Source organism: Novosphingobium sp., assembly GCF_036803765.1.
In the GTDB taxonomy this organism is placed as follows: Bacteria; Pseudomonadota; Alphaproteobacteria; order Sphingomonadales; family Sphingomonadaceae; genus Novosphingobium.
The window spans coordinates 151,964-167,917 of record NZ_DAIRTS010000003.1 but is presented as its reverse complement, the minus strand read 5'-3'; the positions used below and the strand labels follow the sequence as shown (position 1 = coordinate 167,917).

Sequence of the window (15,954 nt, the reverse complement as noted above, 5' to 3'; positions counted from 1 at the left end):
GGCAGGGAGGACCCCAAAGATCCTCCCCACACCGTGGGGAGGGGGACCGCCGGCGTAGCCGGTGGTGGAGGGGCAATGGCGCAACGCCCCACCCCTCCGTCAGGCCTTGCGGCCTGCCACCTCCCCATCAATGATGGGGAGGAGCGTCCGCGTTACAGCTTGCCGGCCAGTTCGGGTGCGGCGGTGAACAGGTCCGCCACCAGGCCCACGTCCGCGACCTGGAAGATCGGCGCGTCCTCGTCCTTGTTGATGGCGATGATGGTCTTGCTGTCCTTCATCCCGGCCAGGTGCTGGATCGCGCCCGAGATGCCGACCGCGACATAGACTTCGGGTGCCACGATCTTGCCGGTCTGCCCGACCTGGTAATCGTTGGGCACGTAGCCCGCGTCCACCGCCGCACGGCTCGCACCGATCGCGGCGCCGAGCTTGTCGGCCAGCGGGGTGATCGTCGCGGCGAAGGTCTCGGCATCCTTGAGCGCGCGGCCGCCCGAGACGATGATCTTGGCGCTGGTCAGTTCGGGGCGCTCGCTCTTGGCGATTTCCGAGCCGACGAAGCTCGACAGCCCGGCATCGCCCGCACCGCTCACCGCCTCGACCGCCGCGCTGCCGCCGCTGGCCTCGGCCTTGGCGAAGGCCGTGCCGCGTACGGTGACGACCAGCTTGGCATCGCCGCTCTCGACCGTGGCGATGGCATTGCCGGCATAGATCGGGCGCGTGAAGGTCTTGGGGCCCTCGACCGAGAGGATGTCGGACACCTGCATCACGTCGAGCAATGCGGCCACGCGCGGCGCGACGTTCTTGCCGGTGGTCGTGGCGGGCGCGACAAAGGCGTCGAAGCCGTCCATCAGCCCGGCGACGAGCGGCGCGACGTTCTCGGCCAGCGCATGGGCGTAGGCCGCATCGTCGGCCTTGAGCACCGCCGACACGCCGGCGACCTGCGCCGCGGCAGCGGCCACGGCATCGACGCCCGAACCGGCGACCAGCGCGGTCACGTCACCGATCTGCGCGGCGGCGGTCACGGCATGCAGCGTGGCGTCCTTGATCGCGGCGCCGTCGTGCTCGACCCAGAGAAGAACCTTACCCATCACGCGACTCCCAGTTCCTTGAGCTTGGCCACCAGGCCATCGACATCGGCGACCTTCACGCCGGCGGCGCGCACCGGCGGCTCGGCCACCTTCAGCGTCTTGAGGCGCGGCGCCACGTCGACGCCGAGGTCGGCCGGGGTCCTGGTCGCCAGCGGCTTCGACTTGGCCTTCATGATGTTGGGCAGCGAGGCATAGCGCGGCTCGTTCAAACGCAGGTCGGTGGTCACCACCGCGGGCAGCGCCAGCTTGACCGTCTCCAGGCCGCCGTCGATCTCGCGCTTGACCACGAGCTGGTCACCCTCGACCGACACTTCGTTGGCGAAGGTGCCTTGCGGCCGGCCGAGCAGCGCGGCGACCATCTGGCCGACCTGGTTGCTGTCGTCGTCGATCGCCTGCTTGCCGGTGATGATCAGGCCCGGCTGCTCCTCGCCCGCGATCGCCTTGACGATCTTGGCGACGCCCAGCGGCTCGACCTCATCGTCGCTCTGCACCAGGATCGCGCGGTCCGCACCCATCGCCAGCGCCGTGCGCAGCGTGTCCGCCGCCTTCGCCGGCCCGACCGACACCGCCACGACTTCGGTAACCACGCCCTTTTCCTTCAGGCGGATCGCTTCCTCGACCGCGATCTCGTCGAACGGGTTCATGCTCATCTTCACGTTCGCCAGCTCGACACCCGTGCCGTCCGCCTTCACACGCGGCTTCACGTTGTAGTCGATCACGCGCTTCACGCAGACCAGGGCTTTCATCGTGTCTGTCTCCTCGAACTCGCTCAGCATTCCACCACATTGACGGCGAGGCCGCCCTGCGAGGTTTCCTTGTATTTGTCACGCATGTCGGCGCCTGTCTGGCGCATCGTCTCGATCACCTTGTCGAGGCTGACCATGTGCTGTCCATCGCCCAGCATGGCAAGCCGCGATGCGTCGATCGCCTTGACCGCCCCCATGGCATTGCGCTCGATGCAGGGGATCTGAACCAGCCCGCCGACGGGATCGCAGGTCAGGCCCAGGTTATGCTCCATGCCGATCTCGGCCGCGTTCTCGATCTGGGCATTGTTGCCGCCGAGCGCCGCGGTCAGCCCCGCCGCCGCCATCGAACAGGCGACGCCCACCTCGCCCTGGCAACCGACCTCGGCGCCCGAGATCGAGGCATTGCGCTTGTAGAGCGCGCCGATCGCCGCGGCCGTCAGCAGGAAGGTGCGCCGCCCCGCCTTGTCGCCGCGATAGCAGCGCTCGTAATAGCGCAGCACCGCGGGAATGATCCCGGCCGCGCCATTGGTGGGCGCGGTGACCACGCGCCCGCCCGCGGCGTTCTCCTCGTTGACCGCCATGGCCCACAGGTTGATCCAGTCGAGCACAGCGAGCGGCTCCGACAGCGACATCTGCTGGCGATGCTGCAGTTCCTTGGCCAGCTTTGCCGCACGCCGCCGGACCTTGAGACCGCCGGGCAGAATGCCGTCCTCGATGCAGCCGCGGTCGATGCAGGCGGCCATGGTATCGGCGAGCAGGTCCAGCCCGGCATCGACCTCTGACGGCGAACGCCAGGCCAGTTCGTTGGCCAGCATAATCTGCGCGATCGTCAGCCCGGTCTGTTCTCCGATCGCGACGAGTTCGTTGCCCGAGGTGAACGGATAGGGAAGAACCGGCGCATCTTCGGCCGGCGCATTGCGGATCACTTCGTCCTCGTCGAGCACGAAGCCGCCACCGACCGAGTAATAGAGTCGTCGCATCAGCAACTCGCCCTCGGGGTCCCACGCCGAAAGGGCCATGGCATTACTGTGATAGGGCTGCCGCTCGCGCTGGAGGAAGCGCATGTCCTCCGCAGGATCGAAAGCCACGTCGTGATGTCCGAGCAGCGCGACGCGGCGCGCCTCGGTCACGCTCGCAACGATACCGGCCACGGCGTCGGGATCGACCGTCGCCGGCACCTGGCCCGCGAGGCCAAGGATAATCGCGACGTCGGTCGCATGGCCTTTGCCGGTCAGCGCCAGCGACCCGTAGAGATCGACCGAGACGCGTGCCGTCGCGCCCAGTCGCCCGCTCGTCTCGAGGATTTCCCCGAACCGACGCGCCGCGACCATCGGTCCGACAGTATGCGAACTCGACGGGCCGATGCCGATCTTGAACAGGTCGAATGTGCTGACGGTCATGCTCTCTCCGGGATCCCGGCGATGATCGGAGGATGATTCCAGTGCGCCAGAGCGCGTAACAAATTGTCGCCGGACAGGCCGATCGTTGCCGTGTTGCGCAAGGGATGGACGTGCACGCGGTCCGCGTCAACCAGCGCCGCATCGATCACCACGCGGACTTGCCCATCCCGGTCATTGATCGCGGCAAGCGGCGTCACGGCCCCCGGGGTCACGCCGAGCAGACGCTCCATGTCCTCGGCTTTGCCGAAGCTGAACTTCTTGGCGCCGACCGCGGGGGCCAGCGCCTTGAGATCGACCCGGCGGGCGTGGTCGACGGTGACCAGCCAGAACGTCCCGTCGCCGTTCTTGAGAAACAGGTTCTTGGTATGCGCGCCGGGCAGCGCGGCGTGGATTGCCTCGCTTTCCTCCACCGTGAACACGGCTTCGTGTTCGAGTGCGACGAAATCGATGCCGAGCGTGGCAAGATCGGCGAGAAGCTGTGCCTCGCTCATTTGAAGACAACCGTGCGATGGCCGTTGAGCATGACGCGGTGCTCGCAATGCGCCTTGACGGCCCGCGTCAGGACGCGACTTTCGGTCTCCTGCCCTTGCGCGATCAGATCCTCGACGGTGTCGGCATGGTCGACCATCGACACGTCCTGCGCGATGATCGGGCCCTCGTCGAGATCGGCGGTCACGTAGTGTGCGGTCGCACCGACCATCTTCACGCCGCGCTCGTAGGCGCGGTGATACGGCATGGCGCCCTTGAAGGCAGGCAGAGAGCTGTGGTGGATGTTGATGACCCGGCCCTGCAATTCCTGGCAGACCGCATCCGACAGAACCTGCATGTACCGGGCGAGAATGACGAGATCGACCTTCTGCTCGCGGATCAGTTCGAGCAAACGCGCCTCCTGCTCCGCCTTGTTCTCGGGCGTCACGGGCAGGTGATGGAAGGCGATCCCCTCGTGCTCGGCACGCCGCTGCCACGTGGTGTGGTTCGACACGATGCTGGTCACGTGCATGGGCAGGTACCGCGTGGCCGTGCGGTAGAGCAGGTCATTAAGGCAATGCCCGCCCTTCGACACCATGACCAGCGCCCGCACCTTCACCGACAGGTCGAACACCTGCCACTCGATGCCATAGGCGCTGCCGACCGAGAGGAACGCAGCATCGAAGCGCTCGACGGTCATGCCTTCGGGCGCGGTGAACGCGACACGCATGAAGAACCGCCCGGTAACGGCGTCGTCGAACTGTGCGCTCTCGACGATATTGCAATCCTGCGAGGCAATCGAGGTGGCGATCGCCGCGACGATCCCCTTGCGATCGACGCAGGAGACCAGCAGCACGAAATCGGGTTTCAACAGGGCCACGCAAAACTCCCCTCAAGGCTTGGAGAGCGTGTTTAAGCATGCGCCGGGCAAACGGGAACGTGCAGTTTTGGCATAAGCGCATATAATCTGGTACTTCAGCGATCATGATGCCACAACGGCACGGACAGGGCGCGATCGCGGTGCGTCCACAGGGGAACTGCCGATGCGCCTGCCCGCCGAATTCGACCTGCATGGCCTCGAGGTGTTCGTGCTGACCGTGGAACTCGGCGGCATGACGGCCTGTGCCCAGCAATTGCGGATCACCCAGTCGGCCGTCTCGCAGACGATCACCCGTCTTGAGCAGGGGATCGGCGCCCCCTTGTTCGACCGTTCGCTGCGGCCATTGGGGCTGACACCGGCGGGCCGCGCGCTGCACGAGCGGGCGCGCAAGCTGCTGGCCTCGGCGCGTACCGCTTACGACGAGGTTCGCGAAGGCGCCGAGCAACCGATCGACCAGTTGACCGTGGGCATGTCGGAAAGCCTCGCCAACCTGCTGACCGCGCCGCTGCTGCGCCGCCATGGCATGCGCGTCGGCGCCTGGCGCGTGCGGTCGGGCATCTCGCTCAAGCAGCAGCAGGAATTCCTCGCCCGCCGCTGCGACATGCTGGTGACCGGCAGCAACACCCTCGAAAAGCACGCCGGAATCGAGCATCACGACGTGATCGACGACCCCTTCGTCATGATCTTCCCCGCCGACTATGCTGGCAGTATCGAGCCGACCGACGTAATGGAGCGCCTGCCCTTCGTGCGCTATTCGCTCGACACCGGCATGGGCCAGCGCATCGAAAGCCAGCTGACCCGGATGAAGCTGCGCGTGCCCAACGTGATCGAGGTGGAGATCATCCACCAGCAACTGACCACGGTCGGCCTCGGCATCGGTTGGAGCATCACCTCGCTGCTGCGCCTGGCCGCCCTCCCCCAGCTCATGCCGCAGCTGCGGGTCGAGCCCCTGCCGCGCGGCCGGTTCGCGCGTCGCATCCAGGTCGTGGCGCGCAGCGGCGAGCTGGGCGACCTGCCCGAGCAGACCTCGCTGCTGGCCCGGGAAACGCTGCTCGACAGCGTGCTTCCACCTCTGTTCGGGGTGCTTCCTTGGGCACAAACCCTTGTCGACGGGGCGGCATCATAGATATACGGGGCGTCATGAGGAACATCCGGCGGGCACGCCGGTTCTCGGTGCTGAAAACGATCTCATCCAATGCGCAGGGGTGGTGCAATGGAGAAGCTGGAACCGCTTGCGGAGGTGATTCCGCAAACCGGTATATCGCAACATTCGCTGGCGTTCGCGCTCGACCAGAGCGTTGACTGCGTCAAGATCGTCAAGCTGGACGGTACGATTTCCTACGTCAATACCAATGGCTTGTGCGCGATGCAGATCGATGATGCCCGCGTCATGCTGGGGGCCGAGTGGAGCACGATGTGGCCACCCGAATCCCGCAATCACATCGTGGACGGCCTGGAGACGGCGCGGCGCGGCGGCGTGGCACGCTTCCGTGCGGCCTGTCCGACTGCACGCGGCGAGCATCGCTGGTGGGATGTGACGATATCGGCGCTGCGCGACGAGTCGGGCGAATCGGTCGGCTATCTCGGGGTGTCGCGCGACGTGACTGAAAACCAGTTGACCCGCGAGGTGCTGGAAGTCGCGACCCGGGAATTGCACCATCGCCTCAAGAATACTTACGCGATGATCGCCAGCCTGCTGCGCACGTTCGGGCGAAGCGACCCTGCGGCGCGGGGCTTTGCCGACGATATGGCAGCGCGGCTTACCGCGATCGGCCGCGCCCAGGCCCTGTTCACCAGTCAGGATGCGCCCTGCTGTCTGGCGGAACTGATCTCGGCGCTCGTGGTGCCGTTCGACAGCGCGCAATGCCCCGTCCACCTCGACGCCGTGGACGACGTGACGGTACCCCGTCCGGTGGCGGATACGATCGCGCTGGTGGTGGGCGAAATGGCGGTCAACGCCTCGAAGCACGGGGCGTTGCGGCATGGCGGGTCGATTGGACTGATCGGCCGGATGGTGCAACAGGAATTGGTGGTGCATTGGCGTGAGCGCAGCACCGCAGCCGTTCACAACACGCACCGCACCGGAGGCCAGGGTCTCGACCTGATTCAGCGGATCATGCGCGCGCGTGATGGCGCCATAACCATCGACTGGCTTGAAAACGGCCTGGATGCGACATTGCGCTTCACTTTGGCCTGAGGGCCCCGAAGCGCAAAGCCATAATCATTGATATATTGCAAAAGGTGCCGGCGCCCTCCCCCCGAAGGGCGCCGGCAGCGCAAGTCAGGCAAGTTCTGCCGACTTAAGCGCGTTCCAGAGCCATGGCGCAAAACTGCGCCAGACGAAAACTCGGATCATATCGGTCCGTTCACGCCAGAGAATGACCTCCACCGTTTCGAACACGGTACGCTTTACCTGTCCGATGGCCATACCGTCAAGATCCAGCGGACATCCTGACGCCAAAGTGGTTAATGTTGCGGGACCTTCGATCCGGATCACCACGCCGCGTGCGGAGATGTCGACGACGCTGACCGCTTGACCGGCCCCGTCGGGAAGCGCGGTGCCAGCGGGCAGATCCGCCAGCCACTCATCAGGGCCGAGGCAGGCGATGCCGTCGACGCTTTCGCCGATTCGCGACGGCACGGGTCGTCCGATCACCGCCGACAAGGCCTCGGCCGAGCGCCCACGCAGCGACCACCGGCTCGCGGCAGGCTCGAGCGTCAGCGTCGCACCGTTCCGGCTCGTCGCGGCATGCTCGACCACCAGGTCCGTGCCGGCCACGGCCAGGGGCGGGATCACGATCGCGTGAGACATCGTTGCGTCAGCCATCGAGGCGGCTCCCCTGCGGATCGTAGAACACGGTGTTGGTCATCACCCGCGCCCGGATGGTGCGGTCGGGCATGGGGACGTAGATGATCTCGCCGTCGCGTGCGCGGCCACCGGCCACGACCGCCATGGCGATCGAGCGGCCAAGGTTGGCGCTGTGGTACGACGAGGTCACGTGGCCCAGCATGGTCATCGGCACCGCCTGTGCAGGGTCGGCGACGATCTGCGCGCCCTCCTCCAGCACGTCGGCCGGGTCTTCGGTCAGGAGGCCGACCAGCTGCTTGCGTCCTGGCAACTGCATGTCGGGCCGCGCCAGCGAACGCTTGCCGACGAAGTCGGGCTTTTTCTTGCCGACCGCCCAGCCCAGCCCCGCGTCATCGGGCGTCAGCGTGCCGTCGGTATCCTGGCCGACGATGATATAACCCTTTTCGGCACGCAGGACGTGCATGGTCTCGGTGCCGTAGGGCACGATCCCGTGCGCCTGGCCGGCGGCGTGGATCGCCTCCCACACCATGCGGCCCTGGTCGGCGGGTACGTTGATTTCATAGCCCAGCTCGCCGGTGAAGCTGACGCGGAAGAGGCGCGTGGGCACTCCGCAGATGCGGCCCTCGCGGATCGCCATGTGCGGGAAGGCCTCGCGCGACAGGTCGATGCCTTCGACCAGCGGCGCGATGACGTCGCGCGCCCTGGGCCCTTGCACCGCGATGACCGACCACTGCTCGGTGGTCGAGGTCAGCCAGACGTCGAGGTCGCTCCATTCGGTCTGGAGATAGTCCTCCATCATCGCCAGCACGCGCGCCGCGCCGCCGGTCGTGGTCGTCAGGTGGAACCGGTCCGCTGCAAGCCGCGCCGATACACCGTCATCGGTGATGAACCCGTCCTCGCGCAGCAGCAGGCCATAGCGGCAGCGTCCCGGCTCGAGCGCCTTCCACGGGTTGGTATACATGCGATTGAGGAACTCGGCGGCGTCCGGCCCGACCACCTCGATCTTGCCCAGCGTCGAGGCGTCGAACATGCCGACCCGCTCGCGCACGGCGAGGCATTCGCGCGCCACGGCGGCATCCATGCTTTCCCCGCCTTGCGGGAAATAGCGCGCGCGGCGCCATTGCGCCACGTTCTCGAACACCGCCCCTTGCGCGGTCGCCCAGTCGTCGATCACCGTCTTGCGGATCGGCTGGAACAGCGCGTCCTTGTGGTGGCCCATCAGCGCGCCGAACGTCTGCGGCGTATAGGGTGGGCGGAACGTGGTCAGCCCGATGTCGGCGACCGGCCGCGCCAGACTGTCCGAGGCGATCTGCAACCCGTTGAGGTTGCTGGTCTTGCCCTGGTCGGTGGCCATGCCGTTGGTGGTATAGCGCTTGATGTGTTCGATCGAGCGCATGCCCTCGCGCACGGCAAGGTCGATGTCGCGCGCCTTCACGTCGTTCTGATAATCGACGAAGGCCTTGGTCTTGTAGATCGGCTTCGACGAAGGCAGCGTGCCGATCGCCAGCCCGGCGCCCAGGTCCCAGGCTCCGGCGCCCGCGCCCACCACGCGGCAGGCCTCGATCGGGGTATCGGGCAGATAGGCGCCCCAGCCTGCGTCCCAGCGCAAGCTGCCCTTGGCGTGGCTCAACAAATGCACGGTCGGCGTCCATCCGCCTGCCATGAGCAGCGCGTCGACCGACAGGCTCTGGGCCTGTCCCGTGCCACCGGCGGCAAACGTCACGCCGGTCACGCCATGTCGCCCTGAAACACCCGTCACGGCGTGGCCGAGATGCACGGCGATGCCGGCACTGCGCACGGCATTGAGCAGGTCGGCGGAAACGTCGGTGCGCAGGTCGATCACGGCGACGACGTTGACGCCCGCCTGCTTCATGGCCAGCGCATCACGCCAGCCGCTGTCGTGCACCGCCATGACCGCCACGGCACGGCCGACCGCCACGCCATAGCGCACCGCCAGCGTGCGGCCCGCGCTTGCCAGCATCACGCCGGGCACGTCGTTGCCGTCGAACACCAGCGGCCGCTCGATCGCGCCCTGCGCCAGGACGACCTCGCCGGCCCGAATGCGCCACAGCCGCTCGCGCGCGCCCTTGGCCTCGGCCGGGGCGACGTGGTCTGTCAACTGCTCGACCGCGCAGAGGAAGTTCTGATGGTAATAGCCGAACGCAGTCGTGCGGGTCAGCAGGCGGACGTTGGGCAGGCGCCGCAGCGCCATGACCTTGTCCGCCACCTCGCCCCACAGCGCGGTATCGGACAGCGCGCCGCCACCCGGCTCGTCCTGCTCGTCGATCAGGATGACCCGGCCGCCGCCCTGTGCTGCTGCCAGCGCCGCATCGATGCCGGCAAGGCCCGCACCGACGACCAGCGTCTCGCAATGGGCATAAGTCGCATCGTAATGGTCGGGATCGCGCTCGGTCGGGCTGGCACCCAGGCCGGCCAGGCGACGGATCACCGGCTCGTAGAGCTTCTCCCAGGCCGATCGCGGCCACATGAAGGTCTTGTTGTAGAAGCCCGCCGGGAAAAACGCCCCGAGCCGGTCGTTGACCGCGACGAGGTCGAACTTGAGCGAGGGAAAGCGGTTCTGGCTCTCCGCCGCCAGCCCATCGTACAGCGCGACCGAAGGCGCGCGCAGGTTGGGCGTGCGACGGCCCCAGCCCTCGCCCGTGTTGCCCCGGTCGACCGTGACCAGCGCATTGGGTTCTTCCACGCCGACGGCGAGCAGGCCGCGCGGGCGGTGATACTTGAACGAGCGCCCGAACAGCGTCACGCCGCTTGCGACTAGCGCCGTCGCAAGGTTGTCGCCGGCAAAGCCCTGGTACGAACGCCCGTCGAAACGGAACGATAGCGGGCGGGCGCGATCGACGCGGCCGCCGGCGGGCAGACGGTATCCGCTCATCGGCGAGCCTCCCCGGCCTTGTAGGTCTGTTCGAAGCGGTCGGTTACGGTATCGCGCACCGCGTTGAAGAAGCGGCCGCAGCCATGCACATGGCGCCAGCGCTCATGATGTCGGCCACGCGGGTTGCGGCGGATGTAGAGGTAATGCTCCCAGTCTTCGTCCGACAGGGCGGCGGGATCGAGCGGGCGGGCGATATGCGCCTCGCCGCCATAGACGAATTCCACCTCGGGCAAGTCCTGCTCGCAATAGGGACAGCGTATCAGCAGCATGGGTCGGTCCAGCCCTCGCTCAGTGGGCGACGGCGGCCGCAGCCGCCTCGTCGATCAGGCGACCGTTGCGGAAACGGTCAAGGTTGAACGGCGCGTTGATCGCGTGCGGTGCGTCGTGCGCGATGGTGTGGGCCAGAAGATCGGCCGCGCCCGGCGTCGCCTTGAAGCCGCCCGTGCCCCACCCGCAGTTGACGTAGAGCCCTTGCACCGGCGTCTTGCCGAGGATCGGCGAGCGATCGGGCGTCACGTCGACGATGCCACCCCAGGTGCGCAGCATCTTCATCCGCGTGAAGATCGGGAAGATCTCGCAGATCGCCGCCAGCGTATGCTCGATGATGTGGAACGCGCCGCGCTGCGAATACGAGGTGTACTGGTCGGTGCCGGCGCCGATCACCAGCTCGCCCTTGTCGGACTGGCTGATATAGGCGTGCACGGTGTTCGACATGACCACGCAGGGGAAGATCGGCTTGACCGGCTCCGACACCAGCGCCTGCAGCGGATAGCTTTCCAGCGGGAACTGCAAGCCCGCCATGTTCATGACCACCGAGGTATTGCCCGCAGCAGAGACGCCGATCTTCTTCGCGCCGATGAAACCTCGCTCGGTCTCCACCCCCTGCACCGCCCCGTCCGGGCCGCGCCGGATACCGGTGACGGCGCAGTTCTGGATGATGTCGACGCCCAGCGAAACGGCCTTGCGGGCATAGCCCCAGGCAACGCTATCGTGCCGCGCCGTGCCGCCACGCCGCTGCAGCGCGCCGCCCAGAACCGGATGGCGCGCGTTGGGCGCGATATCGAGCGGCGGGCAATAGGCCTTGCATTCCTCGGGCGTCAGCCATTCGTTGTCCACGCCGTTCAGACGGTTGGCGTGGATGTGCCGCTTGAAGCTCTGGATGTCATGGACGTTGTGCGCGAGCATCAGCACGCCGCGCTTGGAATACATGACGTTGTAGTTGAGCTCCTGGCTCAGCCCGTCCCACAGCTTGACTGCGTGGTCGTAGAGATGGGCGCTCTCGTCGTAGAGATAGTTGGAGCGGATGATCGTGGTGTTGCGGCCGGTATTGCCGCCACCCAGCCAGCCCTTCTCGATCACCGCCACATTGCGGATCCCGTATTTGCTGGCCAAGTAGTAAGCCGCGCCCAGCCCGTGTCCGCCAGCGCCGACGATGATGACATCGTACTCGGCCTTGGGCGCCTTGTCGGGCCAGTGCTCTGGCCACGACTGGTGGCCGTTGAGCGCTTCGGAAAACAGGCTGAACGCGGAAAAGCGTTTCATCTTATGGCTGTCCTGCAGCTTCGAGCGCAGCCTTGCCGCGTTCGACGTAGAAGGTCTTGAAGGCATCGACGAGGTTTTCCTCGAGCGCATATTGCCCGGGGCGATAGCCATCGGTCTCGATGCCGGCGTGGTTCATCTCGGCCAGGTGCCGGTCCTGCCGGTTGGTCGCCTTCCACACGTGCGTCAGGTTCTCGACCGTATAGTCCTCGCCCTCGACCGCATCCTCGTGGACCAGCCACGAAGTGCGCAGGATCGACTTGTTCGGCCCCTGCGGCATGACGCTGAACGTCACGACATGGTCGCAGCAGAAATGGTGCCACGAATTGGGCTGGGTCCACACCGAAACACTGGTCGGCTCGGCATGGTCGAGCGGCCAGATCATCTTCTTGGACGCCGGCTTGCCGTCGATGGTCTGCGACAGCGCGCCATGCGCAAGGCCAAGCCGGCCCACGCGATGCCACCCGCCATCGGGAAACTCGACCAGGTCCTGCCACACGCCGAGCGACTTCCAGTGCTCGACCTGCGCGGCGATGTCGTCTTCGCCGTCGGCGTCACCGTCTTCGGGGTTGCCTCGGCCGAAGCCCGAGCCGCTCAGCGAATTGAGCAGTTCCGGGTGGTTGGCCTCGCAGTGATAGCACTCGCGGTTGTTCTCCATGACCAGCTTCCAGTTCGCCGTATCATGCAGGTCCTCGACCGCGACGACCTTGAGCTTGTCCATGTTGTACAGCCCTATCCCGGCCGCGATGTCGGTCTTGGCCGGCTCGATCGGAGGGGGATTGTCGGACAGGCAGATGAACAGCAGGCCGCCGCAGTTCTCTAGCGCCACCTCGCGCAGGTTGTGCGCGCTCTTTTCGAAGCCCTCGGGCATCCCGCGTGCGGCGATCAGCTTGCCGTCGAGGCCGAAAGTCCAGAAGTGATAGGGGCACATGATGCGCGGCATCGAGCCGGTCTGCGTCTGGCAGATGCGCGCGCCGCGGTGCGTGCAGGTGTTGTAGAACGCGCGGATATCTCCGTCCCGGCCGCGCACGATGAAAACTGAATTGTTGGCCATCTCGAACACGTAGAAGTCGCCGGGGTTCTTCACGTGCGCCACGGTGCAGGCATAGAGCCACACCGACTTGAGCATGACCTCGGTGTCGAACCGGAAGGCCTCCTCGCTGGTGTAGAGGGCCTGCGGCAGGGTGTAGCCGGGGCGATCCTGGTTAAGCAGATCGGCAATCGCATCGAAATTGTGCATGAGGACTAGCTCCGCAATGCAAGGTTTTCGGGGTCGAAGGGCGAATCCGGGATCACCACCGCCTTGTGCTTCTTGCCGAGGATCGAAATCTCCAGCTCGGTGCCCACGGCTGCGTGGTCAGGTGCGATCATCGCCAGCGCCAGCGACTTGCCGACGCGCCAACCATAGCCGCCCGATGTCGCGCGGCCAACCAGTTGTCCCTCACGATAGATCGCCTCGGAGCCTCGGGCGTCGGCATCGCTGACGTCGAGGACTTCGAGAGTGACGAGGGTATGCGAAAGGCCGGTTTCCTGCTTCGCCAGCACGCCGTCACGGCCGACAAATTCCGGCTTCTTCATGGATATGAAGCGTTCAAGGCCCGATTCCAGCGCGTTGTATTCGACCGACAATTCGCGCGGGATCAGCTTGTAGCTCTTTTCGAGCGCCATCGAGGTCATGGCGCGGATACCGAAGGGCTTGATGTCGAATTCGGCGCCCGCGGCCATCAGCTTGTCGAAGATGTAGTTCTGCATCTCAATCGGGTGGTGGAACTCGTAGCCCAGCTCGCCGATGAAGTTGACGCGCAGGGCATCGCAGGGCGCGGCGCCGATCGAGATCCGCTTGCCGGTCAACCACGGGAACGCAGCGTTCGACAGGTCGGTGTGCGTCACCTTCTGCAGAACGTCGCGCGCCTTCGGCCCCGCCAGGACGAGCACGCCCATCGCGGTGGTCAGGCGCTCGAACCGCACCGAGTTGTCGTCGGGCAGCGCCTTGCGCAGGTAGTCGTGGTCATGCGCCTCAAGCGCCCCGGCCGAGACCAGGTAGTAGCTTGCTGGGCCGCGCTTGTAGACGGTGAACTCCGCGCGAACCCCGCCCGAGGGGGTGAGCAGGTACGACAGCGTGACGCGGCCGGTCTTCTTGGGCACCGCATTGCTGAGCAGGCGGTTCAGCCAATCTTCCGCGCCGGGGCCGGAGATGAGGCACTTGGCAAAGGCACTCATGTCCTGGATGCCAACCTTTTCCGTGACATGACGGCATTCGTTGCCAACATGCTCGAAGTAGTTGGAGCGGCGGAACGACCACTTTTCGCGGATCGGTGCACCCGGCACGTCGGGATGATTGTGGTTGAGCAGCGTCTCGGGCTTCTCGAGGTCGTCCTCGGTCAGTTCGTAGCCTTCGGGCGCGAACCAGTTGGGGCGCTCCCATCCGAAGACCGAGCCGAATACCGCGCCGAGCGCCTTCATCCGGTCGTAGCACGGGGTCTGGCGCAGCGGGCGCGCGGCTTCGCGCTCTTCGTCGGGATAGTGGACGGTGAAGACCTTGGCATAGGCTTCCTCGTTCTTCTCGATCAGGTAACCTTCACCGGCATAGTCGCCGAAGCGGCGGGGATCGACGCCCATCATGTCGATGCTGGGCTCACCCTCGACGATCCAGTTGGCGAGCTGCCAACCCGCGCCGCCGGCGGCGGTGATGCCGAAGCTGTGGCCTTCGTTGAGCCAGAAGTTACGGCGTCCCGGCGCCGGGCCGACGATCGGCGAGCCATCGGGCGTGTAAGCGATCGCGCCGTTGTAGACCTTCTTGAGGCCGACTTCGCCGAACGCGGGCACGCGCTCGATCGCCGAGAGGATATAGGGCTCGAGCCGCTCGAGCGCATCGGGGAACAGCTCGTACTCGCTGTTTGCCGCCGGCCCCTTCACGTAGCATGCCGGGGCACCGATCTCGTAAGGGCCCAGCAGCAGACCGCCGGCTTCCTCGCGCATGTACCAGCTGGAGTCGCTCTCGCGCAGCACGCCCATTTCAGGCAGCCCCTTGGCGCGGCGCTCCATGATCGCGGGGTGCTGTTCGGTGACGATGTACTGATGCTCGACCGGGATCACCGGAACGTCGAGACCGACCATCGCGCCGGTCTGGCGGGCAAAGCTGCCCGAGGCCGAGACGACGTGCTCGCACGTGATGTCACCCTGGTCAGTCGAGACGACCCATTCGCCGTTCGGCTTCTGCACGATGCCGGTGACGGTCGTGTTGCGGTAGATCGTCGCGCCGCGCTGGCGGGCACCCTTGGCAAGGGCCTGTGTCAGGTCGGCGGGCTGGATATAGCCGTCCGCGGGATGCTGGATTGCGCCAAGCACGCCGTCCATCTGCGCCAGCGGCCAGATTTCCTCGACCTGTTCGGGCGTCAGGAAATTGACCTCGACCCCGATCGTATTGGCGACGCCGGCGTAGTAGCGGTACTCGTCCATACGGTCCGCACTGTTGGCGAGGCGGATGTTCGACACGCGCGAAAAGCCGACGTTGAGGTCGGTCTCGGCCTCGAGGCTCGGATAGAGATCGACCGAATACTGGTGCAGCTTGCCGACCGAATACGACAGGTTGAACAGCGGGAGGAGGCCGGCGGCATGCCAGGTCGAACCAGAGGTCAATTCCTTGCGCTCGATCAGGACGACGTCGCTCCAGCCCATCTTGGCCAGATGGTAGAGCGTGCTGACACCCACCACGCCCCCGCCGATGACCACCACGCGTGCAGATGTCTTCATGTCTCGCCTTCCGACTTTCGTGTCGCTGCTGTTGCCCCAGCTATGCCACAGTCGCGAACCGCGGCAATGGAGCACCGCAGCCATTTCCAAAACTAATGTGAGGGATTAGAAAAGAGGGCAGAGGCGCGGCCTTGGCGAAATGACAATCAAAGAGGTGCTCGCGCCGCACCACCCTCGCTGACGGCCGTTTGCAACCGATCTGCCGCGCTCCCGGATTTGGCCCTTCCCCGGATTAGCCAAGTTAATGCTGCCACCAAGCAAGCGTAATTATGTCGAACCAGTAGACCTAGCGAAATATATTCGTAATTTCATTAGCTTGACCCAAGACCTTCTTGCTTGATGTACTGATCCGCTCTTGACGGGAACCTTGCTGTTCGCCGC

13 protein-coding genes are annotated in these 15,954 nt (G+C 65.8%); 2 read left to right on the top strand and 11 right to left on the bottom strand.

Features of this window, described 5'->3' with window-relative positions; all coding sequences use genetic code 11:
* Positions 1-152: 152 nt before the first annotated feature.
* Genes V7Q48_RS03090 through purU form a run of 5 tightly spaced genes read right to left on the bottom strand, consistent with a single transcriptional unit; the run spans position 153 to position 4,573 of the window.
* Positions 153-1,085 carry an electron transfer flavoprotein subunit alpha/FixB family protein gene (locus tag V7Q48_RS03090; protein WP_333836199.1) on the bottom strand — a complete coding sequence of 311 codons (933 nt, stop codon included), beginning with the start codon at positions 1,083-1,085 and terminating at the stop codon, positions 153-155.
* Entirely contained in the window at positions 1,085-1,831 is a 747-nt protein-coding gene (locus V7Q48_RS03085; RefSeq protein WP_333836197.1) for an electron transfer flavoprotein subunit beta/FixA family protein, read from the bottom strand. The genes V7Q48_RS03090 and V7Q48_RS03085 overlap by 1 nt, the downstream gene beginning before the upstream one ends.
* Before the next feature lie 23 nt (positions 1,832-1,854).
* Complete coding sequence (locus V7Q48_RS03080; protein WP_333836196.1) at positions 1,855-3,231, bottom strand: L-serine ammonia-lyase; 1,377 nt, start codon at positions 3,229-3,231, stop codon at positions 1,855-1,857.
* Complete coding sequence (locus V7Q48_RS03075; RefSeq protein WP_333836195.1) at positions 3,228-3,722, bottom strand: prolyl-tRNA synthetase associated domain-containing protein; 495 nt, start codon at positions 3,720-3,722, stop codon at positions 3,228-3,230. The genes V7Q48_RS03080 and V7Q48_RS03075 overlap by 4 nt, the downstream gene beginning before the upstream one ends.
* Positions 3,719-4,573 (bottom strand): formyltetrahydrofolate deformylase, encoded by an 855-nt coding sequence (gene purU / locus V7Q48_RS03070; protein WP_333836286.1) that lies wholly within the window; start codon positions 4,571-4,573, stop codon positions 3,719-3,721. The genes V7Q48_RS03075 and purU overlap by 4 nt, the downstream gene beginning before the upstream one ends.
* Before the next feature lie 169 nt (positions 4,574-4,742).
* Between purU and V7Q48_RS03065 the strand changes: the two genes are divergently transcribed.
* Positions 4,743-5,705: a LysR family transcriptional regulator gene (locus tag V7Q48_RS03065; RefSeq protein WP_333836193.1), complete on the top strand. Its 963-nt coding sequence runs from the start codon at positions 4,743-4,745 to the stop codon at positions 5,703-5,705.
* Between the two features lie 87 nt (positions 5,706-5,792).
* Positions 5,793-6,776 (top strand): PAS domain-containing protein, encoded by a 984-nt coding sequence (locus V7Q48_RS03060; protein ID WP_333836192.1) that lies wholly within the window; start codon positions 5,793-5,795, stop codon positions 6,774-6,776.
* A gap of 84 nt (positions 6,777-6,860) precedes the next feature.
* On the opposite strand, the gene V7Q48_RS03055 is transcribed toward V7Q48_RS03060, so the two are convergent.
* From V7Q48_RS03055 to V7Q48_RS03030, 6 genes are read right to left on the bottom strand one after another with little or no spacing between them, the layout of a single operon-like run.
* Entirely contained in the window at positions 6,861-7,406 is a 546-nt protein-coding gene (locus tag V7Q48_RS03055; RefSeq protein WP_333836191.1) for a sarcosine oxidase subunit gamma, read from the bottom strand.
* Positions 7,399-10,281 (bottom strand): 2Fe-2S iron-sulfur cluster-binding protein, encoded by a 2,883-nt coding sequence (locus V7Q48_RS03050; protein WP_333836190.1) that lies wholly within the window; start codon positions 10,279-10,281, stop codon positions 7,399-7,401. The genes V7Q48_RS03055 and V7Q48_RS03050 overlap by 8 nt, the downstream gene beginning before the upstream one ends.
* On the bottom strand, positions 10,278-10,550 hold the full coding sequence (locus V7Q48_RS03045; protein WP_333836189.1) for a sarcosine oxidase subunit delta: 273 nt from the start codon (positions 10,548-10,550) through the stop codon (positions 10,278-10,280). Before V7Q48_RS03045 ends, V7Q48_RS03050 begins: the two co-directional genes overlap by 4 nt.
* Positions 10,551-10,569: 19 nt before the next feature.
* Complete coding sequence (locus V7Q48_RS03040; protein ID WP_333836188.1) at positions 10,570-11,823, bottom strand: sarcosine oxidase subunit beta family protein; 1,254 nt, start codon at positions 11,821-11,823, stop codon at positions 10,570-10,572.
* Between the two features lies 1 nt (position 11,824).
* Positions 11,825-13,060, bottom strand: a complete 1,236-nt coding sequence (locus tag V7Q48_RS03035) for an aromatic ring-hydroxylating oxygenase subunit alpha (protein WP_333836186.1) — start codon at positions 13,058-13,060, stop codon at positions 11,825-11,827.
* A 5-nt stretch (positions 13,061-13,065) separates the two neighbouring features.
* Positions 13,066-15,573: a GcvT family protein gene (locus V7Q48_RS03030; protein WP_333836184.1), complete on the bottom strand. Its 2,508-nt coding sequence runs from the start codon at positions 15,571-15,573 to the stop codon at positions 13,066-13,068.
* Positions 15,574-15,954: the final 381 nt, after the last annotated feature.